Here is a 25,797-nt window from a genome sequence, read left to right on the forward strand (position 1 = left end):
CAAAATCTCTCTTCGTTCGCGCGACAGATCCCTGGCTGGATTTCTGACACGCGGAACTAGTACTGGGGTGGCTGCACGACCGCGAGGAGCCCGCTCGGCTGCGACGCGAGATCGAGCGTCGGATCGACGAGGTCTTGGAAGGGCCCTCCGTTCAGCGACGCGACGACCTTGGCCGTGATGATGGGGCGCACCCCGAAGTTCGCCTGAAAGCGATCGGCCACGTGGTGCGCGAAGTCGACGAGCATGTCGGGCCGCGCGCACATCTCCCCGAGCTGGCGGCTCGTGAGCCACGCCTCGACGTCGAGCGGCTCGCGCACGCCGGTCCTCGGATCCAGCACGTGAATCCCGAGCTCGCTCACGCTCTTGTCGCGCAGCTTCATGCGCCACGAGAAGCGGTGTCCGGCCTCGTTCCAGGCGACGTCGCCCGGATAGACCCAGTGGCGGAGCGGCACCACGAGGTGGAACAGGAGATATCCGTGGAGCAGCGCGAGCGGCAGCGCGCTCCGGCGCGACGCGGCGGGCGAGGGGACGCGGGCGACATCGTTGGGGGAGTCCGCGCCCTTGAACAGGAAGGGCAGGCGCCGCCTCGGCCACGAGGGATCGCCGAACAGCGCGAGCGCGGCGATCATCGCGTAGGGGAAGATACCGATAGTGAACAGGAGGGCGTTGGCGAGGTTGAACGCCACGGCGAGCGCCGCGCCGAAGGGGAAGGTGCGCCGGGAGAAGAGCAGGAAGCCCATCGAGAGGTCGATGAAGAGCCCTGCATACGAGAGCGCGAGCCCCGCTGCCTGTGAGGCAAGGAGCGGCCCGACGAGCGGCGCGTCGCCGTGCGCGGCGAGCCACATGGTGAGCGGCTGCCCCCGGAGCCAGTCGCCGTTCAGCTTCGCGACGCCGCCGTAGAAGTAGACGATGGCGATCTGGGCCTTCAGCGCGAAGAGATAGAAGCGCGGCACGGTCTCCGCCGGCGCGCCGGGGGCCGCCCCGGCGGGCGAGGCGCGCCGCGCGCGGAGGCGATCCAGCGAGAGCGCGCGGTGCGCCGGGGCGGCGGCGAGCAGCAGCCCGAGGAGGCAGAGGAGATAGAGGTGGTTGAGGTATTGCGCCTTGTCGAGGAGGAAGACATAGGTGAGCGCGGCGCAGAGGAGCGCGGCGCTCACCCGGTAGAAGAGCCCGACGGCGCAGAGCAGCGCGAGGACGAAGAGGGCGCCGAAGTGCCAGTACATCCCCGTCCCGCCCCACGGGCGGACGAAGGGGACGAAGCTGAAGAAGAAGCCTGGCTCGATGTAATAGCGGTAGATCCGGTCGTGGAGGGCGTACCGGACGACCTCCCACGCGATCAGGGCGCCATAGCCGGCGCGGAAGACGGCGAGCGAGGCGGCGTCGACCTCGGCGGTGAGGTAGGCCGCCCAGCGCCGCGCGAGGGGGCTCCTAGTGGTCGTGGTGATGGTGGGGGTGGTGCTTGTGCTTGTGCTTGTGCTTGCCGTGAACGTGGATGTGGACCGGCCGGCCGTCGTCATCGTCGTCATCGTGGACCACCACCACGCCTGGAGCCGTCCTGACCTTCACATCCACGTTCCACGACGTCGCCACCACGACGTTCACGGCCGGCGCGCTCGGGCCGACGATGACGTGCACGCCGGGGCGGTAGCCGACGAGCACCACGTCGGCGTGCGTCGGGCGCGCCACGACGACCGTGAGCTTCACCGGGTTGACCTTCGCCGCGACCTTGCCGACGCAGTAGAGGCCGCCCGGGCCGGGGGTGAGCACGACGAGCTCGGAGCCCTGTCCCACGAAGCCGAGCTTGATCTTGCGGTCGCCGACGGGGACCGGCTTCAGGTCCGCGTCGAGGACGTAGACCCTGACCTGACCGGAGGCCTTGTCTGCGACGACCTCGATCGTGTCGTCGCCGACCACCTGGATCACCCCGCCGTTCGGGCCCGTCTTGCCGGGGGGGATGGGCCTCTTCTCGGCCTTTCTCGCGCCCTCGACGATGACCTTCGTGCCCCCTGAGGGCACGTGGAGCGTGCCATTCCACGGCTTCCCGGAGACGATGATGTCGTACTTCACCTCGGTGAGATCGGCCTCGAGCTTGGGCCCGGTCGCGACGAGGAGCCCTGTCTTCGCGTCGAGCGCGAGCGGGGCCTGCGCGTCGCCGTTCGGCCCTTTCCAGGTGAGCGTGCCGCTCACGTCCTTGTCGATGGGTTTGCCGTCAGGCGCCTTCACGATCGCCCTCACGGTGCCGTCGGGCGCGAAATCCCACCCGACCGAGCCGCCGTCGTGCTCCTCGGTCAGCGGATCTTCGATGGCCACGGGGACCGCCTGGACCGACTCCTCGGTCACGCTGGCCTCGGCGGTGGTCTTGCACCCTGCCGCGAAGGGGCTGCCGGCGATCAAGGTGGTCAGGGCCACCACGGAAAGGATGCTCTTGGCTTGCATCAAAGCCTCCAAGCGCAGGAGGGTATCGCAACCGCCGCGCCGCGTCTGCACGAACCGCCTCGTGTTGCGGCGAAGGGGGTCATGAGCGACGACATTGGATCCGCGGTGACCACTTCGCCCGTGATCGTCGCTCGCACGTGCCTCCGCGGCGATATCGTGTGAATCGAACGGGCCTTTCGCCGGGAGCCGGATGCGGTGACGAGGGCTGTGAAGGCTCGTGAGGGGTCGTCAGGCGCGATGGCGAGCGTCGCGGGCGGCCGTGGCGGCTCGCCGGGCGCGATGGCGAGCGTTGCGGGCGGCCCTGGCGGCTCGCCAGGCGCGATGGCGAGCGTTGCGGGCGGCCCTGGCGGCTCGCCAGGCCCGATCGCGCGCGTTGCGGGCGGCCCTGGCGGCTCGCCAGGCCCGATCGCGCGCGTTGCGGATGCCTCCGGCGGCCCGCCAGCCGCCGTCCCGCGTCTTCGGGGGCGGCCCCGGTCGTGTGCGCCGCCGATGTCGGCGCGCCAGGCCCTGCTGCGGGTGCGAAGCGCATGGCCGCGGTGCTCGCCGTCACTCGGCTCACGGCAGCGGGGCGCGGGTCTGCGGGCTCCGGTACGCTTCCCGCCTACACGTTGGGCGCGGCCCGGACCTTCTTGTACAGGAGGACGGTCATGCTGCGCACCCTGGAACTCGTGGACGTCGGACCAGCCCCCGAACTGCACATGGAGCTCGGCCGGCGGCTCAACGTGATGACGGGGGACAACGGTCTGGGAAAGAGCTTCGTACTGGACGTGATCTGGTGGGCGCTGTCGGGGACCTGGGCAGGGAGCCCTGCATGGCCGCTGGGCGGAGAAAAAGAGCCCAAAATATCCTATGAAATGGATGACGGTACCGGCAACGCGTCCTGGTTCCAGTTCAAGTCCCAGGGGTGGAGCGAAGCCGGTACGCGGGCTGGCGCGCTCGTGTTGTATGCGCGGGCGGATGGCTCCTTCGCCTTGTGGGACCCAGCTCGCAACCTCGAACCGGAGGATTACAAGCGACCACGCGGGGCGAAGCAGACCTCTCTGTTCGCTGGCTCAGGTACCACGCGACGCCCGCCAGCGTACCTCTTCGATGCTGATGAAATCTTGGACGGTAAAGTGCATCAGGGGAAGACCGTCTGCAATGGTCTCATCCGCGACTGGGTGAGCTGGCAGGAGAAGAAGCCCGAGACACAGGGGGGACGAGCATTTCGGCATCTTTGTGAGGCTCTCGAGCAGCTCTCCCCCAACCCGCAGGGGGGCGCCGAGACGATCCTCGCGGGCAAACCCGTCCGCCTCTTCTTGGACGACACGCGCGAATTCCCCACCATCGATACCGGCTACGGAGAGGTGCCAGTGATCCACGCCTCCGCTGGGATGCGACGCATCATCAGCCTCGCGTACCTGATCGTCTGGGCGTGGCACGAGCACGTGGAGGCGAGCCGTCTGCTGAAGCAGGAGCCCGTGAGCGAGCTCGTCTTTCTCGTGGACGAGATCGAGAGCCACCTCCACCCGGAGTGGCAGCGCCGTATCGCTCCGGCGCTGCTCGGGGTGCTCGAGGCCCTCGCGCCATCGATGCGCGTCCAGGCGCACCTCACAACGCACGCGCCGATGGTCCTCGCCTCACTCGAGCCCCACTTCGATCCAGAGCAGGACAAGCTCTTCGTGTTCTCCCTCGAGGAGCGTACCGTCGCGCTCCGAGAGGTGCCCTGGGCGCGCTTCGGTGATGCTTCCCGCTGGCTCACGTCGCCTGCGTTCAACCTCCATCGCGCGCGCTCGATCGAAGCGGAGCAGGCGATCGACGATGCGAGCGCGCTCATGCGTGGGGAAGAGCCTCGCCGCTCCAGGACGCGCCGCCGGAGGCCATGCCGGCGCTCTGGCGTTCGATGATGCAGCGCCTCGCCGACGGGTTCAAGAACCGCTGCGGCTACTCGGCGATGTGGACCCCCCGAGGCACGGTCGATCACGACCTGAGCCGCTCCACGCACCCCGAGAGGACGTATGAGTGGGACAATTATCGGTTCGCGTCCGGGGAGATGAACAGCAGGAAGGGGACGTGGAACGACCGCGTGCTCGACCCCTTCGAGATCGAGGACGGGTGGTTCGAGATCCTCCTGCCGTCGCTCGAGCTCGTGATGGTGGAGGAGCGCATTCCAGCCGAGCAGCGCGATCGTGCTCGCTTCACGCTGAAGAAGCTGCGTTTGCAGGACGACGACGGCATCCTCGAGCAACGCCAGTCGTGGTACGACGAATTTCTGAACGGCGAGGTGACGCTCTCGCGCGGGAGGTTGAGCGACCAGGCCTTCCCCCCAGCGCTTCTTCGGGCTAGCGTCCCCGACGAGCCGGTCCTGCCATGTCCCAGCGCGTCTATGTCGGCCTCGTCGGCTACGGCCTCGCCGGTGCCGTTTTCCACGCCCCGCTGATCCGGTCTGTCCCACGGCTGCGCCTCGCCGCCATTGCGACCCGCCGGGAGGGCCCGGTCATGGCCGACCACTCGGGCGTCGCCGTGCATCCGACGCCCGAGGTGCTGATCGCCGAGCCGGGGATCGACCTCGTGGTCATCGCCTCGCCCAACGAGACCCACTTCCCGCTCGCGCGCGCCGCGCTGGAGGCGGGCAAGCACGTCGTCGTCGACAAGCCGTTCACGATCACGAGCGCCGAGGCGGACGAGCTCATCGCGCTGGCTGCGCGCCGGGGCCGGCTCCTCTCGGTCTTTCAGAACCGCCGCTGGGACGCGGACTTCCGCACCGTGCGCAGCTGCATCGAGCAGGGCCTGCTCGGCGAGGTGGCCTCGTACGAGGCGCACTTCGATCGCTTCCGCCCCGCCATCAAGCAGGGGTGGCGAGAGCAGGAGGCGCCGGGATCGGGGATCCTGTATGACCTCGGCGCGCACCTGATCGACCAGGCGCTCGTGCTCTTCGGCCTGCCGCGCGCGGTGACCGCCGACGTCCTCGCGCAGCGGCCCGGGGCGCGCACGGTGGACTATTTCCACGTGACGCTCGACTACGGCAAGCGCCGGGTGATCGTGCGCTCCTCGACGCTGGTGCCCGAGCCGGGGCCGCGCTTCGCGGTCCATGGCGATGGCGGGAGCTTCCTCAAGCACGGGATCGACGGCCAGGAGGACGCCCTCAAGGCAGGCGCGCGCCCGGGTGTACCGGAGTGGGGGCGGGAGGACCCGCGCTGGTTCGGCACGCTCGTCGCGGCGAGCGGCGAGCGCCGCGTCATCGAGAGCCTGCCCGGCGCCTACGAGGCCTATTACGAGGGCATCGCGGCGTCGATCCTCGACGGCGCCCCGCCGCCGGTGCGCGCCGGGGAGGCGCGCGACGTGATCCGCGTCATCGAGGCCGCGATGAAGAGCGCCGCCGAGCGGCGGACGATATCGCTGGGGGCGTGATCGACGCTGCGCAGCAAAACCGCTGCTTGCATTGAGAAGCCGTTGAAGGGCGCATGTTCACGCGACCTCCGTCGCCTCGTACCGAGGGTGCTTATCGGGCGGGGGGATGGGCCGATGTCCGATGTGGGCTAACAAGGGACAGCGGTAGGCCTGGGGCGAGGGGGCTCGTTGGGCGGGGTGGGGGATGGGCCGATGTCTGAGCCCGAGGCATCTCTCCTCCAGCGAAGCTGGAGGGGAGATGCCTCGGGCGAGTTCGGCGGGGCCCCCACCCCGCCCAACGAGCCCCCTCGCCCCAGGCCGGGCAATTCGGAAGATCGCGCACAGCAAGGCCGCCGCACGCTCGTCGCCCTCTCGGGCCAGAAGATCAGCGCGCCGCTGCCATCGCGGCCTGCATCGCGATGCCCATCTCCGCCGGCGTGGCGGCCACCTTGGCCCCCGCCGCCTCGAGCGCCGCGATCTTCTCGGCCGCCGTGCCCTCGCCGCCCGCGATGATCGCGCCAGCGTGGCCCATGCGCTTGCCCGGAGGCGCCGCGCGGCCGGCGATGAACGCGGCCACCGGCTTCTTCATGTTCTTCTTGATCCACGCCGCCGCGCGCTGCTCGGCCGTCCCGCCGATCTCGCCGATCAGCACCACGCCGTGGGTGTCGGGATCCTGGTTGAAGAGCTCCAGCACGTCGATGAAGTCCATGCCGCCGACCGGATCGCCGCCGATGCCCACGCAGCTCGACTGCCCGATGCCGAGGGCGCTCAGCTGGCCGACCGCCTCGTAGGTCAGCGTGCCCGAGCGGGAGAGGACGCCGATGTGGCCCTTCTTGTGGATGTGGCCCGGCATGATCCCGATCTTGCACTCTCCCGGGGTGATCACGCCGGGACAGTTCGGCCCGATGAGGCGCGCCGGCTTCCCCTCGAGGAAGCGACGGACGCGGATCATGTCGAGCACCGGCACGCCGTCGGTGATGCAGATGACGAGCTTGCAGCCCGCATCGATGGCCTCGGTGATCGCGTCGGCAGCGCCGACCGGCGGCACGAAGATGCACGAGACGTCGGCGCCCTCGTTGCGCACGGCCTGCTCGACCGTGTCGAAGATCGGCACCTTGTCTTCGAATCGCTGGCCGCCGCGGCCCGGCGTCACGCCGGCGACGACCTTCGTCCCGTACTCGATGCAGGCGCGGGCGTGCTGCGACCCGTAGGCGCCCGTGATGCCCTGGAAGACGACCCGCGTGTCCTTGTTGACGAGGATGCTCATCGCTTGATTACTCTACCTTCAACGTGGACAGGAGCTCGGCCACCGCCGCTGGCTCGCTGCTCAACTGGGTTCGAGGCTCGGTGCTCGCGGGCGCCCTAGGCGCCGGCCTTGCCGCCGCGCGTGGCGGCCACGATCTTCTGCGCGCCGTCGGCCATGGAGCTCGCCGACTGGATGGTCAGGCCGCTCTCGTCGAGCAGCTTGCGGCCGGCCTCGACGTTCGTCCCCTCGAGGCGCACCACGAGAGGCACCTTGAGCCCGAGCTCCTTCGCCGCGGCGATGACCCCGGCCGCGACGACGTCGCAGCGCATGATGCCGCCGAAGATGTTCACGAAGATGCCGCGGACCCGCTCGCTCCGGAGGATGATCTGGAACGCGGTCTTCACCTGTTCCTGCGAGGCGCCGCCGCCGACGTCCAGGAAGTTCGCCGGCTTTCCGCCGTAATGGAGGATGATATCCATCGTCGCCATCGCGAGCCCGGCGCCGTTCACGAGGCAGCCGATGTCGCCGTCGAGCGACACGTAGGACAGCCCGGCCCGCTTCGCCTGGAGCTCGACCGGATCCTCCTCGTCGACGTCGCGCATCCCGTTCCACTCGGCGTGCCGGAACTCGGCGTTGTCGTCGAAGCTCACCTTCGCGTCGAGCGCGAAGACGTCGCCGGCGCCGGTCACGACGAGCGGGTTGATCTCGAGCAGCGAGCAGTCCTCCGCGGTGAAGCACGCGTAGAGCGAGGCCACGAGCTTCAGGAACTGGCGCTGCGTCTCCTTCGCGGTGAGCCCGAGCGCGATCGCGAGCTGCCGCCCCTGGTACGGGGCGAGGCCGAGCACCGGATCGATGAAGAGCTTGTAGATCTTCTCCGGCGTGCTGTGGGCCACCTCCTCGATGTCCATGCCGCCCTCGGTCGAGGCGATCACCGCGACGCGGCGGCGCTCGCGATCGACGAGCATCGCGAAGTAGAGCTCGCGCGCGATGTCGAGGCCCTGCTCGATGTAGAGCCGCCGGACCTTCTGCCCCTCGGGGCCCGTCTGCTTGGTGACGAGCTGCATGCCGAGGATCTTCTCGGCGAGGGCGGTCGCCTCCGCGCTGCCACCCTTCGCGACCTTGACGCCGCCGCCCTTGCCGCGGCCGCCCGCGTGGATCTGCGCCTTCACGACGACGACCGGGTTGCCTGTCTGGGCGATCAGCCGATCGGCGATCGGCGCCACCTCACTGGCCTGGAAAGCGGGCTCCCCTTTCGGTACCGGCACTCCGTAGCGAGCGAAGAGCTGCTTGCCTTGATACTCGTGGATTTTCATGAGAGGGGCCGCCACCCTATCACAAGGCCGCGCCAGCGCGAGACTCGAAAAACAGGGTCGACGGACGTCAGTGCGGGCGCGGGCGCGTGCGACGTGTGAGTTACGTGTTACGTTTGGTTACGCTCCGGCACGTTACGTTTCGAGTGTTTCGCGCCGGTTCACCCATCCATGGAAAAGTGCGGCGGCGCAGCGCTCGACGTCGTCTGCCTCGGTGGTGCACGACGTCGTCGGCCTCCGTCGCGTTCAGGCCGCGGCGCTGCGCCCTGGCGCGGGCGGCGCGGGGCGTCCCAGCGCCGCTTCCGTCGCCTCACTTGGCGGCGTAGGGCGGCGGCTCAGGCCGGCGGAGCGCCACGAGGGCGAACAGGCCGGGCAGGAGGTCGTCCTCGACCCTGGAGACCTTGCCTTCGAGGCTGATCTTGAGCTCATCGAACGGCGTGCAGGTGAGCCCGGCGCTCGCGGAGACGCTCGGCTGAGGCGCGAACAGAGAGGCAGAGAGGGCGCCTTCCGGCTCGTGGAGAGCCTGGATTCGAAAGACCGGATGGATTGCCACCTTCGGGAGGACATTGGCGATGATCTCGCCTCCCACCCAGGGATTCAGCGCGATCGCTCCCGCCTCGTCCGCCGCGCCGACCAGCCCGGCGCTGCCGTCGATCGACACGGACAGCGCCTCGGCCGGGTAGAGCTCCAGGGCGACGACCGCCGAGTAGAAATCGATCGACGGATACAGCGCGACGCCCGACCAGGTCGACCAGAGCGGCTGCATCGTGGTGAGACCGGCGCCGAACGTCGGCGCGTCGACGTCGAGATCGAAGCCGCCGAAGAGGTTGATCTCGTATCCCTCGCCGAGGACGAGCCCGGGCTCGACGCCGAGCATCCGGCCCGGGACGGTGCTGATCATGGTCGAGGTTGTCGGGAAATAGTTGCTCCAGCCGTCCCAGTCCTCGATGCCAATCGGGTGCGTGATGATGCCCAGCCGGAGGTGGTGATCCTCGCGGCCAATCTGGAGCATCGCCCACTCGGGCGGGCCGATCTTGATCCCCGGCGTCGGCAAGGACCACGCGGGGTAGACGAACGCAGGCAGCCCGAACGCCGGCAGGCCGAGCGGCGCCGTGGTCGCCTGCACGTCGAGATCGAGCCGGAAGTACAGCGAGCCGCTCGCGAGCCGGAGCCCGACCTCGGCCTGCGCGAGCGCGTCGAAGCGGAGGGCCGCGGGCTGCTCGCGGTGCACGCCCACGACGACGCTGGTCCCCCCTCCCACCCAGGTGTCGATGTCGGCCGGGAGCGCGGCGAGGTGCGGTAGCAGCTGGGCCTCCTCTCTCTCTCTGGGTCTCCGGACGGCGGATGTCCTCGATCAGTGAGCGGCGACGAGCGCCCCCGCGGCGATCACCGCCCCGCGCCGGCCGTCGCGGCCCGCAGGCGCTCGACCAGCGGCCGGATGACGTCGCTCCGCAGCTTGTACGACGCGCGGTTCGCGATGAGCTGGGTGCTCACCTCGGTGACCGTCTCGAGCACCTCGAGGCGGTTCTCGCGCAGCGTCGAGCCCGTCTCGACGATATCGACGATCAGGTGGGAGAGCCCGACGAGCGGCGCGAGCTCCACCGAGCCGTGGACGGGGATGATCTCGGCCACCACGCCCTTGCTCGCGAAGTGATCCCCGGCGATCCGCGGGTACTTCGTGGCGACGCGCGGCAGATCGGGCACCTCCGTGTCCTCCGGCCCGGCCACGACGAGGCGGCAGCGGCCGATGCCGAGATCGAGCGGCGTGTAGAGATCGTGGCGGCGCTCGAGGAGCGTGTCACGGCCGGAGACCCCGAGATCGGCGGCGCCGTACTCGACGTAGGTCGGGACGTCGTCCGGCTTCAGGAACACGTACCGGAACGCGCCGTCCGCCGTCGGCCGGACCAGGCGGCGATCGTTCTCCTCGAGGGGCGTGCTGTCGAGGCCCGCGCGCCGCACGAGCGGGATGAGGTCCTTCAGGATCCGCCCCTTGGGGACGGCGATGGTGAGGGGCTTCGTCATCCGGCCCGCCCCTCGACGCGCGCCGTGTCGGCGCCGAGCTGCGCGAGCTTGCGCTCCATGAACTCGTAGCCGCGATCCAGGTGGTAGACGCGCAGCACCTCGGTCTCGCCCTCGGTCGCCACGAGCCCGGCGATGACGAGCGACGCGCTCGCGCGCAGATCGGTGGCCATCACGGTCGCGCCCGACAGCGGCGCGCCGCCGTGCACGTGCGCCGTGTGGCCGTCCACGTCGATGTGCGCCCCCATCCGCGCGAGCTCGGGGACGTGCATGAAGCGGTTCTCGAAGATGGTCTCGACGATGCGCGACGTGCCCTGCGCGAGGCACATCAGGACCATGAACTGCGCCTGCATGTCGGTCGGGAAGCCCGGGTGCGGCGCCGTCGTGACGTCGACGGCGCGCAGCGGCCGCCCCTCGCGGCGGACGCGCACGCAGTCGCCCTCGCGGCCCACCTCGACGCCCGCCTGGCGGAGCTTGGCCGCGACCGCCTCGAGGTCCTCGAGCGGCGCGTTCTCGATCAGCACGTCGCCGCCGGCCGCGGCCGCCGCGACCATGTACGTGCCGGCCTCGATCCGATCGGAGATGATCGCGTGGTCGAACGGCTCCAGCTCGTCCGCGCCCTCGATGTGGATGACGTCCGTGCCGGCGCCGCTCACGCGCGCGCCCATCTTGTTGAGCACCCGGCCGAGCTCCTCGACCTCGGGCTCGCGCGCGCAGTTGACGAGCGTGGTCCGCCCCTTCGCGAGCGCCGCGGCCATCATCAGGTTCTCGGTGCCGGTCACCGTCGGCAGATCGAACACGACCTCGGCGCCGCGCAGCCGCTTGCACTCCGCGACGATGTAGCCGCGCGACAGCCGGATCGTCGCGCCGAGCGCCTCGAGGCCCTTGAGGTGCTGATCCACCGGGCGCGTCCCGATCTGGCAGCCGCCGGGGAGCGACACCTTGGCGCGGCCGAAGCGCGCCAGCAGCGGGCCGAGGACCATGACGCTCGCGCGCATCTGCTTGACGAGCTCGTAAGGCGCCTCGGGCCGCACGTTGCCGCCGGCGCCGACCTTCACGAGCGGCGGCGCGGTCTCGACGTTGCGCCCGAGGAACCGGAGCAGCGCCGAGGTCGTCTCGATGTCGCGCAGCGCGGGCACGTTGCGGAGCAAGCTCTCCCCGTCGGAGAGCAGCGTCGCGCAGAGGATCGGCAGCGCGGCGTTCTTCGCGCCGCTGATGCGGATCTTGCCGGAGAGCGGCTTCCCGCCCCGGATCCGGATGGAGTCCATGCCCCCGCTATCGCACAACCCGCGGCGGAACGCGATGTTTCGGGGCCCGCCCGCGCGCCGCGCGCCGTGCTTCGCCCCGCGCTCGGCGCCGGCCGTCGCGATCGCCGCCGGCGCGCCGCGCGGGGCGCGCCGGCCGCGATCGCGACGGGGCCGACTTTCCCGTGCGCTTCCCGTGCGCTCGTCTAGTCTCGACCGGCCATGCGACCGAGCGCCATCGCCCTGTCCTCGCTGCTCGCCGCGTCTGTGGCCCCGCTCGCAGCCGCGCAGCCGTCGGCCGATCTCCGCGGGTTCCGCGCCTCGATCGACCCCGGGGCCGGCGTCTACCTCGAGCCCGCCGCGACCCCGGACACGGGCGAGTGGAGCGCGAGCCTCTGGGCCTCGTACGCCTACCGCCCCATCGTGCTCCGCGATCCCGCCTCGGGCGAGGTCCGCTTCGACGTCATCCGCCACCAGGTCAGCGCGGATTTCGCGGCCGGCGTGGGCATCGCGCGGCGCTTGCTCGTCGGGCTCACGCTGCCCGTGGTCCTCCACCAGACGGGCGACGCGCCCATGTCCGACGCCACGCGGGTGCTCGGCGACACGTGGCTCCCGGCGCAGGCGCTCGGCGATCTCGGCCTCGTCGGCAAGCTGACGCTCGTGCAGCCCACCGGCGGCGATCTCGGCGGGCTCGCGCTCGCGCTGCACGAGCGCTTCACGCTGCCCACGGGCGACGAGGCGTCGTTCGTGGGCGAGGGGGGCGTCACGAGCGAGCTCAGGCTCCTCGCCGAGTACCGCCTGATCGCGTTCGGCGCGCACCTCGCGGCGGGGGTCAAGCTCCGCGCCGGCGAGGCCCGCTTCGGGTGCCAGGCGACCCCGGCCTCCGCCGCGGGCGGCGACCCGTGCCCCACGGTGTTCGGCCACGAGCTCCCCTTCGGCCTCGGCCTCTCGTTCCGGCCGCAGATCCTGGGCATCGACCCGGAAGGGCGCGCCACGTTCTTCCTCGAGGCGCACGGGCACCTCCCGCTCTCGCCGATCGCGCCGTTCGCGAGCCAGGAGGCGGCCGCGCTCGAGCTCGGCCTCGCCGCGCGCTACGCGCTGGGCGACGTCTCGTTCCTGGCCGGCGTCGAGACGGCGCTGGCCGGCGGCGTCGGCACCACGCCGCTGCGCGCCGTCCTCTCGGTGGCCTGGACCCCGCGCGTCCACGACGCCGACGACGACGGCGTGCCGGACGACGTCGATCAGTGCCGCGAGCTCGCGGAGGACCGCGACGGCTTCCAGGACGACGACGGGTGCCCCGAAGGGGACAACGACGAAGACGGCGTCTTCGACGACGAGGACCGCTGCCCCACGCAGAAGGAAGACGAGGACGGCGTCGCGGATGAAGACGGGTGCCCTGACCCGTGACGCCGGGCCGTGGACGATCCATGACGACGTGGACCGCATGAGCGACGACGGCTACACGAAGCACGGCGGCGGCCGCCACGAGGGGCCCTCCCGCACCTCTCCGTATCCCCTGAGCCGGCTCTCCGCGCCGCACGAGCTCGTCGACGTGGCGCGGGAGATCCAGCAGGCGGACGCGCTGCTCGGCGCGGTCACCGGCGGCAAGCTCGCGCAGATCGCGCGGCAGATCCGGTCGCTCCAGGAGGAGGCGCGGCGGGTCCTCGAGGCGGCGCAGCGCGACGGCGAGCTCCACCGGGCGGCGTGCAACTTCAAGAAGCGGCCCGGCCACGTCTACCACCTGTACCGGCGCGGCGACGGCGTCCCTTACCTCTCGATGCTCTCGCCGGAGGAGTGGGGCGGCTCGCCGCCGCACGCGTTCGAGGGCTCGTACCGCCTCGAGGTCGACATGTCGTGGACGCCGACGCCGTCCGAAGAGGCCGAGGCGCACGACGCGGAGGCCGGCGCGCTCGCGCGGCTCACCGGCCGCGGCGCCTGATCGCGGCGCTCGCTCACCCGCCGAGCTGGAGCAGCACCTTCCCGAACGACGCGTTGCTGGCGATGTAAATATGCGCCGCGGCTGCATCGCCGATCGGGAAGACCCGGTCCACGACCGGCCGCACCGCGCGGCTCGCGAGCCAGGGAGAGATGTTGCGCTCGAGCACCTGCGCCGCCGCGATCTTCTCCTCGATCGGGCGCGAGCGGAGCACGGTGCCGAAGAGCTCGACGCGCTTCCGCAGGACCTCGCGCAGGTCGAGCTCCGCGGACGCGCCGGCCGTCAGCCCGACCAGCGCGATCCGGGCCCTCAGCGCGCACGCCTTGATGTCCTCGCCGACGTACGCGCCTCCGACGAGCTCGAGGACCACGTCGACCCCCGCGCCTCCGGTCGCCTTCAGCACCTCGTCCGCGAACGCCGCGCCCGACGTCGCGATCCCGGCGTGCAGCCCGAGCTCGCGGCAGCGATCCAGCTTGTCCTGCGTGCGCGACGTCCCGACGACGAAGCAGCCGAGCGCGCGGGCGATCTGGAGGCCGGCCGTGCCCACGCCGCTGCCGACCGCGTGCACCAGCGCCCGCTCGCCGGGCGCGAGCCGGGCGCGCGTCACGAGCGCGTCGTAGGCGGTGACGAACGCCTCGGGGACCGCCGCCGCCTCCTCGTCCGTGAGCCCGTCCGGCACCGGCGCGACCTCGCGCTCGTGCGCGACGACCCGCTCGGCGTAGGCGCCGCCCGCGAGGAGGCCGAAGACGCGATCGCCCGGCGCGAAGCGGCGCGCGCCCTTCCCCGTGGCCTCGACCACGCCGGCGTACTCGAGCCCCGGCACGTCCTGGGGCGCGCCGGGCGGCGCCGGGTAAAAGCCCTGCCGCTGGAGCAGATCGGCGCGGTTCACCCCGGCGAAGCGGACGGCGACGCGCACGTGCCCGTCGGGCACCTCGGGCGCATCGACCTCGCGCACCTCGAGGACCTCCGGCCCGCCCGGCTCGCGGATGACGACGGCGCGCATCTTCGATGTACCGCTCACGCCCCGTTCACTCTTCCATGGGCGGCGGGAGCACGCTCTTCCGGTAGAAGTATTCCACCTTCTCGGAGTCCGGATCGGCCGGCTCCTTCTCCGGCTCGGCCGGCGCGTTGCCGCCGATCGCCGCCTCGATCTGCACCTGCTCGAGGGCGTCCATCATCGAGGCCGCGCTCGGGAAGCGCTCCTCGCGATCGAGCGCGAGCGCGCGCATCGTCGCGACGTCGAGCGAGTGGGGCACCTCGGGCCGCAGCATGCGCGGGCGGATCGGCTTCACGCGCTGGATCTCCGCGAGCAGGGCGGCGGCCGTCGGCGCCTTGAACGGCAGCTGCCCGGTGAGCATCACGTAGAGCAGCATGCCCACCGAGTAGAGGTCCGCGCGCGCGTCGAGATCGCGGACGCCCTGCGCCTGCTCCGGCGCCATGAACGCGGGCGTGCCGGCGATCGCGTGGCTCCCCGCGGCGGCCATCGAGACGAGGATCGACGGCGCCGTCCCCGTGTTGAACGCCTCGGCGACGCCGAAATCGAGCACCTTCACGGTGAGCGGGCCGCGGTCGCCGCCGACGAGGCAGATGTTGTCCGGCTTGAGATCGCGGTGGAGGATGCCCTCGGTGTGCGTGACGACGAGCGCGCTGAGCACCTGGACGGCCACGTCCAGCACGACGGGAATGGGCATGGGGCGCTCGCGCGCGAGCCGCTCGGTGATGGTCTCGCCCTCGAGCCGCTCCATGACGAGGTAGGGCGTGCCGTCGTCGAGCACGCCCAGATCGTAGACCTCGACGATGTTCGGATGGCCGAAGCGGCCGGCGACGGCGGCCTCGTTGTGGAAGCGCGCGATGGCCGTCTTGCTCTGAGCGTACTGGCCGCGGAGCGTCTTGATCGCGACCCGGCGCCGCAGGCCGATGTGGATCGCGTCGTAGACCATCCCCATCCCGCCCTTGGCGATGACGCCGAGGATGCGGTAACGGTCGTGCAGCAGGCGGCCGACGAGCGGCGCTTCCTTGGTCGGCCGCGGCTGATCGGGATCGATATCGGGCGGCAGCGGCCCGTCCATCGGCCACCCCGACTCGCCCCTGCTCGTCGGCGGTACCCGCGTCGAGGAGGGCGGGGCGACGCTCGGCGTGAGCGCCGTGCCGTGCACCGGGCACCTCTCGGTGTCCGACGGGTGCGGCAACCCGCACGCCTGGCATCGGATGAAGTGCTGCGGCGGCATCGGGGACCCGGTCAGAGTACGGGTACATCCGCCCATGCAGCAAGCTCGTTCAGGGAGCGAGCGCCCCGGCTGGGGAGGCACGCCCACAGCGTGTGGTTGGGTAGCCAACCCATGTCATCTTCAGCAGCTGGGTTGGATCGGCTCGCGGCTTACGGTAGGCTGAGCTCAAACGTGCCGCAGCCGGTCCGAAAGCCAACCCGACGAGCGCGAGAGGTACCGCGGCGGGGCGGGTACCAGAATTTGCATCCGAACGTAAGACGAAACGTAAGACGAAACGTAAGCAGGAACGTGAGGCGGCACGTCGACCTGAACGTTGACCAGCACGTAAGCCAGTACGTAAACCAGTATGTAAGTCGAACGTAAGTCGAGCGTTGGGCAGTGCGTGATGGGCTCGGGGTACGCTTTCCCCGACTGCCAGCAGTGGGGGCCAGCGGGATGGGAAGGGGAAAGAGACAGAGGCCATGAGCACGGCGGAGAAGCTTTCGGACGGTGCCTCGGCCAGCGGTGAGTCCGATCCGCTGCTGGGAAAGGTCTTGAATCAGAAGTTCAAGATCCACTCCCTCCTCGCGACGGGCGGCATGGGCGTCATCTATCGCGGCGAGCAGATCGCTCTCGAGCGCCAGGTCGCCATCAAGGTCCTGACGCCCACGAACTCATCGAATCAGATCGACCCCAACTTTCATAAGCGCTTCTTCCTCGAGGCGAGCATCCTCGCCAGGCTCCAGCACCCGAACATCGTCACGGTCTTCGACTACGGCCGAGTCGAGAACATGGAGCCCGAGCGGTACTTCATGGCCATGGAGTTCCTCGAGGGCGAGACGCTCTTCCGGCGGCTGCGCAAGGCCGGCCGCCTCTCGGCGCCCGACTCGATGGGCGTCGCCCGACAGATCGCCCGCGGGCTGCGCGAGGCGCACAAGCACGGCGTGGTGCACCGCGATCTGAAGCCGTCGAACGTCATGCTCGTCCCCGGCGAGGACACCGGAGAGCTCGTCAAGATCCTCGACTTCGGCCTCGTGAAGGTGCTCGCGGACGACTCGGAGGAGCTCACGCAGCAGGGCTCGTTCCTCGGCTCCCCGCGCTTCATGTCGCCGGAGCAGATCTCGCACGGCAAGGTCGACCTGCGGACGGACGTGTACTCGCTGGGCGTGATCCTCTACCAGATGCTCTGCGGGAAGGTCCCGTTCGAGGCGCAGAACTCGGTCCAGATCCTGATCGCCCACCTGCAGCAGCCCGTCCCGCGGATGAAGGAGCGCAACCCCGAGGCCGACGTGCCCGAGCCGCTCGAGGCGTTCGTGCTGCGCTGCCTGTCGAAGGATCCGGACGGCCGGCCGGCCAACATGGAGGCCCTCATCCGCGGGCTCGGTGAGTGCGCGCAGGCGATGGGCCTGTCCCCGGCGTTCGGCTCGACGGGCCTCGTGACCATGGACTCCACCGGCACCGGCAGGATGCCGACGCCGATGCCGCCCGTGCGCGTGATGACGGCGATCCCCGCCAGCTCGTCGTCGCCCTCGTCGACGTCCGGCGGCACGACCTCGCAGGTGGACGACGCCTCGCTCGGCGCCGCCTCGCGCCCGGCCGACGCCGCGCCGCAGGGCCGCAAGGGCATCGTGCTCGTCGCGGTGGGCGTCCTCGCCGTCGCGGGCATCGGGGTCGCGATGTCGCAGATGCGCTCCAGCGAGCCGCCGCCGGCGCCGGTCGCCGCGCAACCGGAGAAGCCGCAGGTCGCGCCGCCGCCCGCCGACGTCGGGTCGTTCGTGCTGATGGTCGAGTCCATGCCGTCCGGCGCCGAGGTGCTCGAAGACGGCAAGCCGCTCGGGAACACGCCGCTCCAGCTGTCGCTGTTGAACAGCTCCGTGCGCGCCAACCCGCGCCGGCTGACCGTGCGCCACGAGGGGTACGAGCCGTACTCGATCGTCCAGGGCCCCTCCGATCAGTCCGTGCGCCTGGTCGCCACGCTCACGAAGCAGGCCGCGGCGCCGACGAGCGCGCCTGCCGCGCCGACGCCGCCCCCGGCCGCCCCGGCGCCTCGCCCGTACGCCGGCCGGCCGGCCGCCAGGCCCGCGCCCGCCCCCGACACGCCGCCCCCGCCTCCTTCTCCCCGGCCGCTGGATATCCAGATCGAACGATGACCCTCCAGCGCCCCACACACCACATCGTCGTCTCCCCGTCTGTCTTCACCGCGCGGCCGCTCTGGGCGGATGTCCTCGCCGGCGTGGAGGCACCTTGTTCCAGGCTTTCCGTCGGCGGGCACCCCGCGCGCGGTGCGCACGGCGACGGCGAAGGAGACGATGTGCCGCATTCTCCGGAACATGGGCAAATGTACGCGCACGAACGCGCGCGCGAACACGCGCAGGAACACGCGCAGGAACACGCGCAGGAACACGCGCACGCTCGCCGGTCCGCGCAGCGCGAGGAGCGTCAAATCCAGCGGCGAACCCGGCCTGTGCAGACCGCCCGAACGATCGATCGAAGATCCCGGTATTCATCCGTTCCCGCCGGCAGTAGACTCCAGGCTCTGCGTCCCGCAGACGCGCTTCCCAGGCCGATTCCAAGCGGGATCCGTTGCTGAGGAGCAAGGAAATGAACCCGCTCGTCCCCGACTTCATCATCCAGCAAGACGCTCTCGGCAACACCGAGGGCAGCTTCACGGGGGCGGTGCTGATGATCGACATCCCCGGCTTCACCGAGCTCACGGAGAAGCTGATGCAGCACGGCCGCGCGGGCGCGGAGACGCTCGCCGGCACGCTCCGGTACTACTTCGACCCGCTCATCGCCGCGGTCCACCACGCCGGGGGCTTCATCACGAACTTCGCGGGTGATGCGTTCACGGCGCTGTTCCAGGACACGCCGGACCGCAAGGTCGCCGAGTACGTGCTCGGCGCGGCGCTCGCGATGCGCGACCTGTTCGCGGAGCACCCCGAGCGCGACACGCCCTTCGGCAGCTTCCCGTTCTCGTTCCGGATGGGGCTCGCGTGGGGCTCGGTCGAGTGGGGCATCGTCCGCATCTCCCCGGAGCGCGCGTACTACCACTTCCACGGGCAGGCGCTCGCCGCGTGCGTCGCGATCGAGCGCCAAGCGCTGAAGGGCGACATCCTCCTCGACCGCGCGCTCTGCGATCGCATCCCGCCCGCGAGCGCGAAGTACCACGGCGAGGGCGTCTACAAGCTCGGCGACGTGCCGGCGCCCAGGATGCCGCAGGTCCCCAGGAACCCGCCGCGCGGCGAGGGGACCGCGTTCGTGGCGAGGGGCGTCGCGGACATGCCCCCGGAGGGCGAGTTCCGCAACGTCACGAGCGTCTTCCTCTCGTTCGAGCAGATCCCGAGCTTCGCGGAGCTCACGCGCCTCCTGCACGAGCTCTCCGAGCTCTACGGCGGCACCTTCACGGGCATCGACGCGGGCGATCTCGGCATCGCCGCGCTGATCCACTTCGGCGCCCCGATCACCCACGAGAACGACAACGATCGCGCGCTCGACTTCGCGCTGGAGCTGAAGAAGCGCGGCCTCCGGCAGATGCGCCTCCGCGCGGGGATCACGCGCGACGTCCGGTACGCCGGCTTCAACGGCGGCACCGAGCGCCACGAGTTCGCGTGCATCGGCCGCGCGACGAACCTCGCCGCGCGCCTCGTCGCGAAGGCCCCCTGGTCGGCGATCTGGGCCGACGAGCAGGTCTTCCGCGCCGGCGAGACGAGCTACCAGTGGACGACGGAGAACATCTTCCGGTTCAAGGGCTTCGATCTGCCCATCCTCGTCTACTCGCTGGAGCGCCGCCGCATCTCGGTCCAGAAGGAGTTCTACGACCTCGGCCTCATCGGTCGCGAGGCGGAGATCGAGCAGCTCGTGCGCTACGTCGGGCCGATCTTCGAGGGCAAGCCGGCCGGGATCACGTACATCGACGGCGAGCCGGGGCTCGGGAAGAGCTACCTCGTGCAGCGCTTCCGCCACCGGTGCGAGGAGCACCAGAGCGACCGGCCCTTCCTGTGGATCGACGCGCGCTGCGACCAGACGCTCCAGAGCTCGCTGAACGCGTTCGAGTTCGCGCTGAAGGAGTACTTCTGGGAGTCCTCCGCGCTCGGCAAGGAAGAGAAGCTCACGAACTTCGACGACGCGTTCGAGTACCTCCTCGAGCGCCTGCCCGAGAGCCAGGCCGCGCTGAAGCGCGAGCTCGATCGCGCGCGCTCGGTGTTCGCGGCGCTCATCGGCATCCGGTGGGAGGACTCGCCGTACGAGCGCCTGCACCCGAAGCTCCGGTACACGAGCACGCTCTCGGCGCTGAGCTTCGTCTTCCTCGCCGAGGCGTCGCTCCAGCCGGTGATCCTGCACCTCGAGGACGCGCACTGGGCCGACGAGGACTCGCTCGAGGCGGTGCGCGTGATCGCGCGCGCGTGCCGGGGGCTGCCCATCGCGATCATCTGTACGACGCGGCGCAAGGACGACGGCACCCCCGTCCGCATCCCGCTCGACCCGGGCATCAAGGAGAACGTGATCGAGCTGAAGCCGCTGCCGCGCGAGCAGCTCCTCGCGCTCGCGGTCCCGTTCTTCGGCGGCCCGATGCCGGACATGCTCGCGACGCTCCTCTGCGAGACGGCCGGCGGCAACCCGTTCTTCGCGCAGGAGATCCTCGCCTACTGGCTCGAGGACGGGCGCTACGGCTCGAGCTCGAGCTCCATCTCGATCTCGAACACGTTCATGCCGCCGAAGAACGTGAACAGCCTGCTCATCTCGCGCCTCGACCGGCTCGACGCGAAGGTGAAGCAGACGATCGTCGCCGCGGCCGTCCTCGGGCGCGAGTTCGACCTGCGCGTGCTCGCGCTGATGCTCCCCGACGCCTCCGTGCTCGAGGAGCACGTGCGCATCGGCGAGGCGCAGTGCATCTGGTCGCAGATGACGGAGCGGCGCTTCCAGTTCAGCAACGCGCTCCTCCGCAACGCGGCCTACGAGATGCAGTCCCGCGCGCGGCTCCAGGAGCTCCACCGGCTCGCGGCCGAGGCGATCGAGAGCCTCTACGGCGACGACCTCGAGGACCAGCTCGTCGCGCTCGGCCGCCACTGGCGCCGCGCGGGCAAGGTGGACCACGCGCGCCGCTACTTCCTCGCGGGCGCCCGCAAGGCGGCGGCGCGCTACGCCCACGAGGAGGCGACCCGCCTCTACCGCGTCTACTTCAAGCTCTCGCCGGAGCCGACGCCCGAGAGCGTCGTCGTGCGCTACGAGTTCGCCCGCGACGTCCTCGAGGCGAGGGGGCGGTACCAGGAGGCGCGGCAGGAGCACATCCGCGTGCTCACCGACGCCCAGAAGCTCGGCGATCGCGGGTCCGAGTCGCTCGGCTTCCTCGGCCTGGGCCGCACGCACTGGGCGATGCAGCAGCCGGACGACGCGCGCACCTACTGGGAGGAGGGGCTGCGCGCCGCGCGCGAGGCGGGCAACCTGCCGGCCGAGGGGCTCACGCTCGCGAGCCTCGGGATGGCCTACGCCGTCCAGGGCCGGTACGACGCCGCCCGGACGCTCTACTCGCGCGCGATCACGGTCGAGCGGCAGATCGGGAACCGGCGCGAGGAGGCGAGGCTCCTCGGGGAGTTCGCGAAGCTGCACCGGCTGAGCGGCCACCTCGGTGAGGCGGAGGCCCTGCAGGAGCAGGCCGCTGCCATCGAGCGTGAGCTGGGGGCCTCTTGAGCCGGTGGGGGAGGCTGCCGTGCCCTCCGCCCGCGCGAAAGCGACCCCGTCGTCCGACGTCGTCGCGCGTTCCCTAGATCGCGGCGCAGAGGCCCCGCCGGCCCGCGCGGCGCCGGCGCGCCCCGGCCCTCGCCGCCCTGCGAATTCCGCTGACAATCGATCACGAGGTCTCCCAAGAGCATGACACGACAGGCAACAAAGGAGTCACCTGCGCTGTTGAACGAGGAGCTCCTTGAGAAGGCGAAGCCTTCCAAGCTCATGCCCGCCGTGATCGCCGGAATGGTCTCGGGGACGCTGGTCGTCTCGTTCGATATTTCACTTGGCGCGCTGATCTTCAACCACGGGCTCGCCGGTTACCTCTCGAGAGGGATCGGCATCATCCTGATCAGCTCCGTCATCGTCGGCGTGATCGTGTCGCTCCTCAGCTCCTACAAGCCGGTGATCGCCGCGCCGCAGGAGGACGCCGCCGTCATTCTCGCCTCGATGGCGGCGGCGATCACGACGGGCATCGCGCAGAAGGACCCGACGGCGAGCCCGTTCCCGACGGTCGTGGCCGCCATCGCGATCACCTCCGTGGTCGCAGGCGGCTTCTTCCTGCTGCTCGGCCTCTTACGGCTCGGCATCCTGGTCCGCTTCATCCCGTACCCCGTCGCCGGCGGCTTCATCGCCGGCGCCGGCTGGCTCCTTCTCCAGGGCTCGATCTCGGTGATGTCCGGCCAGCCATCGACGCTCGACATTTTCCCGAGCGTCGTGATGGATCCGGAGCTCCTGAAGCGGGTCCTCCCGGGCCTCGTGTTCGGCGTCCTGCTCCTCCTGGTGCTGCGGCGGTTCTCGTCGCTCCTGCTCCTCCCCGTGCTGCTCGGCGGCTCGATCGTGGTGTTCTACGTCTCGCTGGGCCTCGCCGGCGTCAGCGTGCAGCAGGTGCTCGACAGCGGCTGGCTCCTCGGTCCGTTCCCGACCGCGTCGCTCTGGCCGCCGATCGGCGCTTCGGATTTCGGGAAGGTGGACTGGTCGGTCCTGTTCGGCAGCGCGGGCAACATGGCCGCCGTCACGATCATGGCCGCCATCACCGTGCTGCTCAGCGCGTCAGGCGTCGAGCTCGCGACGGAGCAGGAGATCGATCTCGACCGCGAGCTGCGGGCCACGGGCGTCGCCAACATCGTCACGGGCCTCTTCGGCGGCATGGTCGGCTACCTGTCGCTGGCCGAGTCGTCGATGAGCTACAAGGCCGGCTCGAACAGCCGCATCTCGGGGCTGGTCGCGGCGGCGATCAGCTGCGTCGTGCTCTTCGTCGGCGCCGACGCCATCCTGTACTTCCCGCGCCCCGTCCTCGGGGGCCTGATCGCCTATCTCGGATTCCACTTCCTCATCAACACGCTCTACGAGGGCTGGTTCCGGCTGCGGCGCATCGAGTACTTCGTCATCGTGGTGATCCTCCTTGTCGTCGCCGTCCGGGGCTTCCTTGTCGGCATCGGCGTGGGGCTCGGCGTCTCGTTCATCCTCTTCGCGCTGAGCTACAGCCGCATCGAGGTGGTGCGCAACGCCATCTCCGGGGTCTACCTGCGCAGCAACGTCGCTCGCAGCGACGGCGAGGAGATGACCCTGACGGAGCGCGCCAAGCAGCTCAACGTGCTCCAGCTCCAAGGCTATATCTTCTTCGGGACGGCGTACAATCTCCTCTCGACCGCCCAGCAGCGCATCCAGAGCGAAGAAGGTGAGGTGCGCTATCTGCTGCTCGACTTCCGCCACGTGAACGGCATCGACTCGTCCGCCATCGCGAGCTTCCTCCGGCTCCGCAGGCTCGCCAAGGCGCACGGCGTCAAGCTCATCTTCACGGAGGTGCGCGTGGACATCCGCAATCACCTCGAGCGGGGCGAGGTCTTCGTCGGCGATGACGACGAGGTCTGCCGGATCTACCCGGATCTGGATCGAGGCCTCGAGGCGTGTGAGAAGGAGATCATCGCAGATGCGCCGCCCAGCATGCTGCCGCCTCCGATGCTGTTCTACGATCTCCAGGATGTATTCGGAGGTCGCCAGGGAATGCTACGTTTCAAGGACTACCTCGAGCGCGTGGAGCTCCCGGATGGGTTCGATCTGTTCCGGGCCGGAGATGTCTCGAAGGACCTCTACCTCATCGAGAGCGGAGAGCTCACGGCCTGGCTCGAGATCGACGGGAAGAAGGTGAAGCGGCTCCGCACGATGGGGCCGGGGTCGGTCGTCGGTGAGTCCGGGCTCTACATGGGCGAGAAGCGGTCGGCGACGGTCACCGCCAGCCGGCAGTCCACGCTCTACCGGCTCACGGAGGAGGCGCTGCATCGAATGACGGAGGAGGCGCCCGAGCTGGCCGCGGCCTTCCATCACTTCGTGGTCACGCTGCTGGCCCGGAGGATCGTGCACTCGACGGGGCCCGTGAAATCGCTGTTCAACTAGACTCGATCGGCTCGGCCTGGAGCGTCGCGTTCCCGTGGAGACTCGCTTGCAGCATGGTGCGACGGCAGTACCCATCCCGCCGGTGCGCGCCGCGCGCCAGGGAGCCGGCGTGTCCGCTCTTCAATTCCGCACGCGTGAGCACCCGGCTCCCGCAGATCCGATCGCGCACGACGCGCACGACGCGCACGACGCGCACGACGAACGAGCGCAGCCCGCGAGCATTGCGGTCCTGTGTTCCGGCAACGTCGAAACACGCATTGCCGCGCCGCGCGCCGTTTCACCCGGGGGAGAACAATCTCGTGTAGACGCTATCCCGGATGCGCGTGGATGCGTGGCGAACACACATTTGAATGCAATTTCGACGATCCCTTTCGGATTCAGAGCCACGGAATGTACGATTCGCCTAAGCTTGCGAACAGTCGTGGTTTCGCTCCGAATGAGAAGGCCAGTTGTGCTGCTCACCGCGCACCACATTTTCCTTGACAAGGGGACGCGCGCTTGCAATCCACGGTCCATAGGGTTGCGGCCGGGGCTGCCCGGCATCCCGCGCGTCCTACCGGCCGATGGGGGCCTCGGTCCGCAGACGCGCTCCGCTGGTTCTCGCTTCCGGAGATCCCAGAGGCCAGCATCGCGCCAGCGAACACCCGCAGGCCTGTCCGCCTTGAGCAGCTGGAGAAAGGACAACTTATGAAGACTCAACGTCGACCCCTGATGGTACTAGCCATTCTGTTGGGTGTCCTATCGGTCGCCGCCTGCGGCAAAGATAAGGCTCCTTCTGAAGCACGTGCAGAGTCGGGCACCAAGGCAGCTGCGGCTCAGCCCTCCGAGCTCAGCGTCCTCATCTTCCCGAACTACCTGGACGACAAGAGCATCAAGGACTTCGAGACGCAGAACAACGCCCGTCTGCGGCTCACGATCTACGACTCCACCGAGGAGATGGAGAGCAAGCTCGCCTATGCGGGCGCCGACGCGCAGTACGACGTCGTCGTGATGGCGGCCCACGCCAGCGGGCGGCTCGCGCGCCGCGGGCTCATCCGCCCCCTGGATCACGCCCAGCTCCCCAACCTGAAGAACCTCGAGTCGCGGTTCTCGGGCCCGAACTTCGACGAGGGCAACAAGTATTCTATCCCTTATCAGTGGGGCACCGTCGCGATCATCTACAACAAGAAGAAGATCCCCAACATGGATCCGACGTGGGGCGTGCTCTTCGACGCCCAGAAGACGCCGGGCACGTTCGTGCTGATCGACGAGATGCGGGACATGGTCGGCGCGGCGCTGAAGTACAAGGGATTTTCCAGCAACACGTCGAAGCCTGAAGAGATCCGGGAGGCCGGGCGCATCCTCAAGGAGGCCAAGAGCAACCCGAAGTGCCTCGGCTTCAAGGGCGGCATCGGCGCGACGCAGGACGTGAAGGGCGGCTCCGTCGACATGGCGGTCGTCTGGAACGGGGACGCGCAGAAGGTGGTCTGGGAGGACAAGGATCGCCTCGCCCTCGTCATTCCGAAGGAGGGCTCCGTGATCTGGGTCGACGTGATGACCGTGCCGACCAAGTCGCCCCACCCCGAGCTGGCTCACAAGTTCATCAATTACATGCTGACCCCCGACGGCGGCGCGCAGCTCTCGATGATGACGAAGTACGCGACCCCGAACAGCGCCGCGCAGGCGAAGCTGCCGGCCGAAGACCGCACGAACCAGCTCATCTACCCGACGGGCGATCTGGCGACCCGCCTGGAGGCCCATCGTGATCTCGGCGAGTCGGCCAAGCTCTACGACGAGGTCTGGGCGGCCGTGAAATCGAACTGACCTCGAGGCGATGGCGCCGACGAGGGGCTCAGCCTCCGATCTCGCCGATGCCGATCCTGCGGGACGCGCCGGTGTCGAGCGCGCGCCCGAGCTGGAGTCCGGGCCGCTGCGT

18 protein-coding genes are annotated in these 25,797 nt (G+C 69.9%); 9 read left to right on the forward strand and 9 right to left on the reverse strand.

Translation table 11 applies throughout. From position 1 onward, the window contains the following. Positions 1 to 56: 56 nt before the first annotated feature. The gene (locus WMF27_RS46040) at positions 57 to 1,523 is read right to left on the reverse strand and encodes an HTTM domain-containing protein (protein ID WP_437943687.1); all 1,467 of its coding nucleotides are present in this window, start codon (positions 1,521 to 1,523) and stop codon (positions 57 to 59) included. Next, a complete protein-coding gene (locus WMF27_RS46045) occupies positions 1,426 to 2,433 on the reverse strand; it encodes a hypothetical protein (RefSeq protein WP_437762524.1) in 1,008 nt (335 codons plus the stop codon). The genes WMF27_RS46040 and WMF27_RS46045 overlap by 98 nt, the downstream gene beginning before the upstream one ends. Before the next feature lie 647 nt (positions 2,434 to 3,080). Here WMF27_RS46045 and WMF27_RS46050 point away from each other — a divergent pair. From WMF27_RS46050 to WMF27_RS46060, 3 genes are read left to right on the forward strand one after another with little or no spacing between them, the layout of a single operon-like run. After that, positions 3,081 to 4,319, forward strand: coding sequence for an AAA family ATPase (locus WMF27_RS46050; RefSeq protein ID WP_437762523.1), 1,239 nt, complete (start codon positions 3,081 to 3,083; stop codon positions 4,317 to 4,319). Next, complete coding sequence (locus WMF27_RS46055) at positions 4,316 to 4,852, forward strand: hypothetical protein (RefSeq protein WP_437762522.1); 537 nt, start codon at positions 4,316 to 4,318, stop codon at positions 4,850 to 4,852. The genes WMF27_RS46050 and WMF27_RS46055 overlap by 4 nt, the downstream gene beginning before the upstream one ends. Further along, positions 4,783 to 5,823: an oxidoreductase gene (locus tag WMF27_RS46060; RefSeq protein WP_437762521.1), complete on the forward strand. Its 1,041-nt coding sequence runs from the start codon at positions 4,783 to 4,785 to the stop codon at positions 5,821 to 5,823. The genes WMF27_RS46055 and WMF27_RS46060 overlap by 70 nt, the downstream gene beginning before the upstream one ends. Before the next feature lie 364 nt (positions 5,824 to 6,187). Here the strand turns inward: WMF27_RS46060 and sucD are convergent, their stop codons facing one another. The 5 genes from sucD to murA form a co-directional block, all read right to left on the reverse strand. Then, a complete protein-coding gene (gene sucD / locus WMF27_RS46065) occupies positions 6,188 to 7,069 on the reverse strand; it encodes a succinate--CoA ligase subunit alpha (RefSeq protein WP_437548122.1) in 882 nt (293 codons plus the stop codon). Between the two features lie 95 nt (positions 7,070 to 7,164). Next, the gene (sucC, locus tag WMF27_RS46070; RefSeq protein ID WP_437762520.1) at positions 7,165 to 8,361 is read right to left on the reverse strand and encodes an ADP-forming succinate--CoA ligase subunit beta; all 1,197 of its coding nucleotides are present in this window, start codon (positions 8,359 to 8,361) and stop codon (positions 7,165 to 7,167) included. Positions 8,362 to 8,668: 307 nt separating this feature from the next. After that, entirely contained in the window at positions 8,669 to 9,619 is a 951-nt protein-coding gene (locus WMF27_RS46075) for a hypothetical protein (RefSeq protein ID WP_437762519.1), read from the reverse strand. A 125-nt stretch (positions 9,620 to 9,744) separates the two neighbouring features. Then, the gene (hisG, locus tag WMF27_RS46080) at positions 9,745 to 10,380 is read right to left on the reverse strand and encodes an ATP phosphoribosyltransferase (RefSeq protein WP_012241753.1); all 636 of its coding nucleotides are present in this window, start codon (positions 10,378 to 10,380) and stop codon (positions 9,745 to 9,747) included. Beyond that, positions 10,377 to 11,645: a UDP-N-acetylglucosamine 1-carboxyvinyltransferase gene (gene murA / locus WMF27_RS46085; RefSeq protein ID WP_437762518.1), complete on the reverse strand. Its 1,269-nt coding sequence runs from the start codon at positions 11,643 to 11,645 to the stop codon at positions 10,377 to 10,379. Before murA ends, hisG begins: the two co-directional genes overlap by 4 nt. Before the next feature lie 198 nt (positions 11,646 to 11,843). Here murA and WMF27_RS46090 point away from each other — a divergent pair, with 198 nt between their 5' ends. Further along, positions 11,844 to 13,028, forward strand: a complete 1,185-nt coding sequence (locus tag WMF27_RS46090; protein WP_437762517.1) for a hypothetical protein — start codon at positions 11,844 to 11,846, stop codon at positions 13,026 to 13,028. Next, complete coding sequence (locus WMF27_RS46095; protein WP_437762516.1) at positions 13,003 to 13,560, forward strand: DUF2452 domain-containing protein; 558 nt, start codon at positions 13,003 to 13,005, stop codon at positions 13,558 to 13,560. The genes WMF27_RS46090 and WMF27_RS46095 overlap by 26 nt, the downstream gene beginning before the upstream one ends. Before the next feature lie 13 nt (positions 13,561 to 13,573). Here the strand turns inward: WMF27_RS46095 and WMF27_RS46100 are convergent, their stop codons facing one another. Both WMF27_RS46100 and WMF27_RS46105 read right to left on the reverse strand, forming a co-directional pair. Continuing rightward, complete coding sequence (locus WMF27_RS46100) at positions 13,574 to 14,560, reverse strand: NAD(P)H-quinone oxidoreductase (protein ID WP_437769921.1); 987 nt, start codon at positions 14,558 to 14,560, stop codon at positions 13,574 to 13,576. Positions 14,561 to 14,585: 25 nt separating this feature from the next. Then, positions 14,586 to 15,713 (reverse strand): serine/threonine-protein kinase, encoded by a 1,128-nt coding sequence (locus tag WMF27_RS46105; protein ID WP_437762515.1) that lies wholly within the window; start codon positions 15,711 to 15,713, stop codon positions 14,586 to 14,588. Positions 15,714 to 16,246: 533 nt separating this feature from the next. Here WMF27_RS46105 and WMF27_RS46110 point away from each other — a divergent pair. The 4 genes from WMF27_RS46110 to WMF27_RS46125 all read left to right on the forward strand — a co-directional run bounded on the left by WMF27_RS46110 (position 16,247) and on the right by WMF27_RS46125 (position 25,685). Then, the gene (locus tag WMF27_RS46110; RefSeq protein WP_437762514.1) at positions 16,247 to 17,914 is read left to right on the forward strand and encodes a protein kinase domain-containing protein; all 1,668 of its coding nucleotides are present in this window, start codon (positions 16,247 to 16,249) and stop codon (positions 17,912 to 17,914) included. 451 nt (positions 17,915 to 18,365) lie between these two features. Beyond that, on the forward strand, positions 18,366 to 21,452 hold the full coding sequence (locus tag WMF27_RS46115) for an AAA family ATPase (protein ID WP_437762513.1): 3,087 nt from the start codon (positions 18,366 to 18,368) through the stop codon (positions 21,450 to 21,452). Between the two features lie 216 nt (positions 21,453 to 21,668). Beyond that, entirely contained in the window at positions 21,669 to 23,882 is a 2,214-nt protein-coding gene (locus WMF27_RS46120) for a SulP family inorganic anion transporter (RefSeq protein WP_437762512.1), read from the forward strand. 687 nt (positions 23,883 to 24,569) lie between these two features. After that, the gene (locus tag WMF27_RS46125) at positions 24,570 to 25,685 is read left to right on the forward strand and encodes a polyamine ABC transporter substrate-binding protein (protein ID WP_437943688.1); all 1,116 of its coding nucleotides are present in this window, start codon (positions 24,570 to 24,572) and stop codon (positions 25,683 to 25,685) included. The last annotated feature ends 112 nt before the right edge of the window (positions 25,686 to 25,797 follow it).

Origin of the sequence: Sorangium sp. So ce281, from assembly GCF_051527395.1 — a bacterium.
Classification (GTDB): Bacteria; Myxococcota_A; Polyangia; order Polyangiales; family Polyangiaceae; genus Sorangium; species Sorangium cellulosum_B.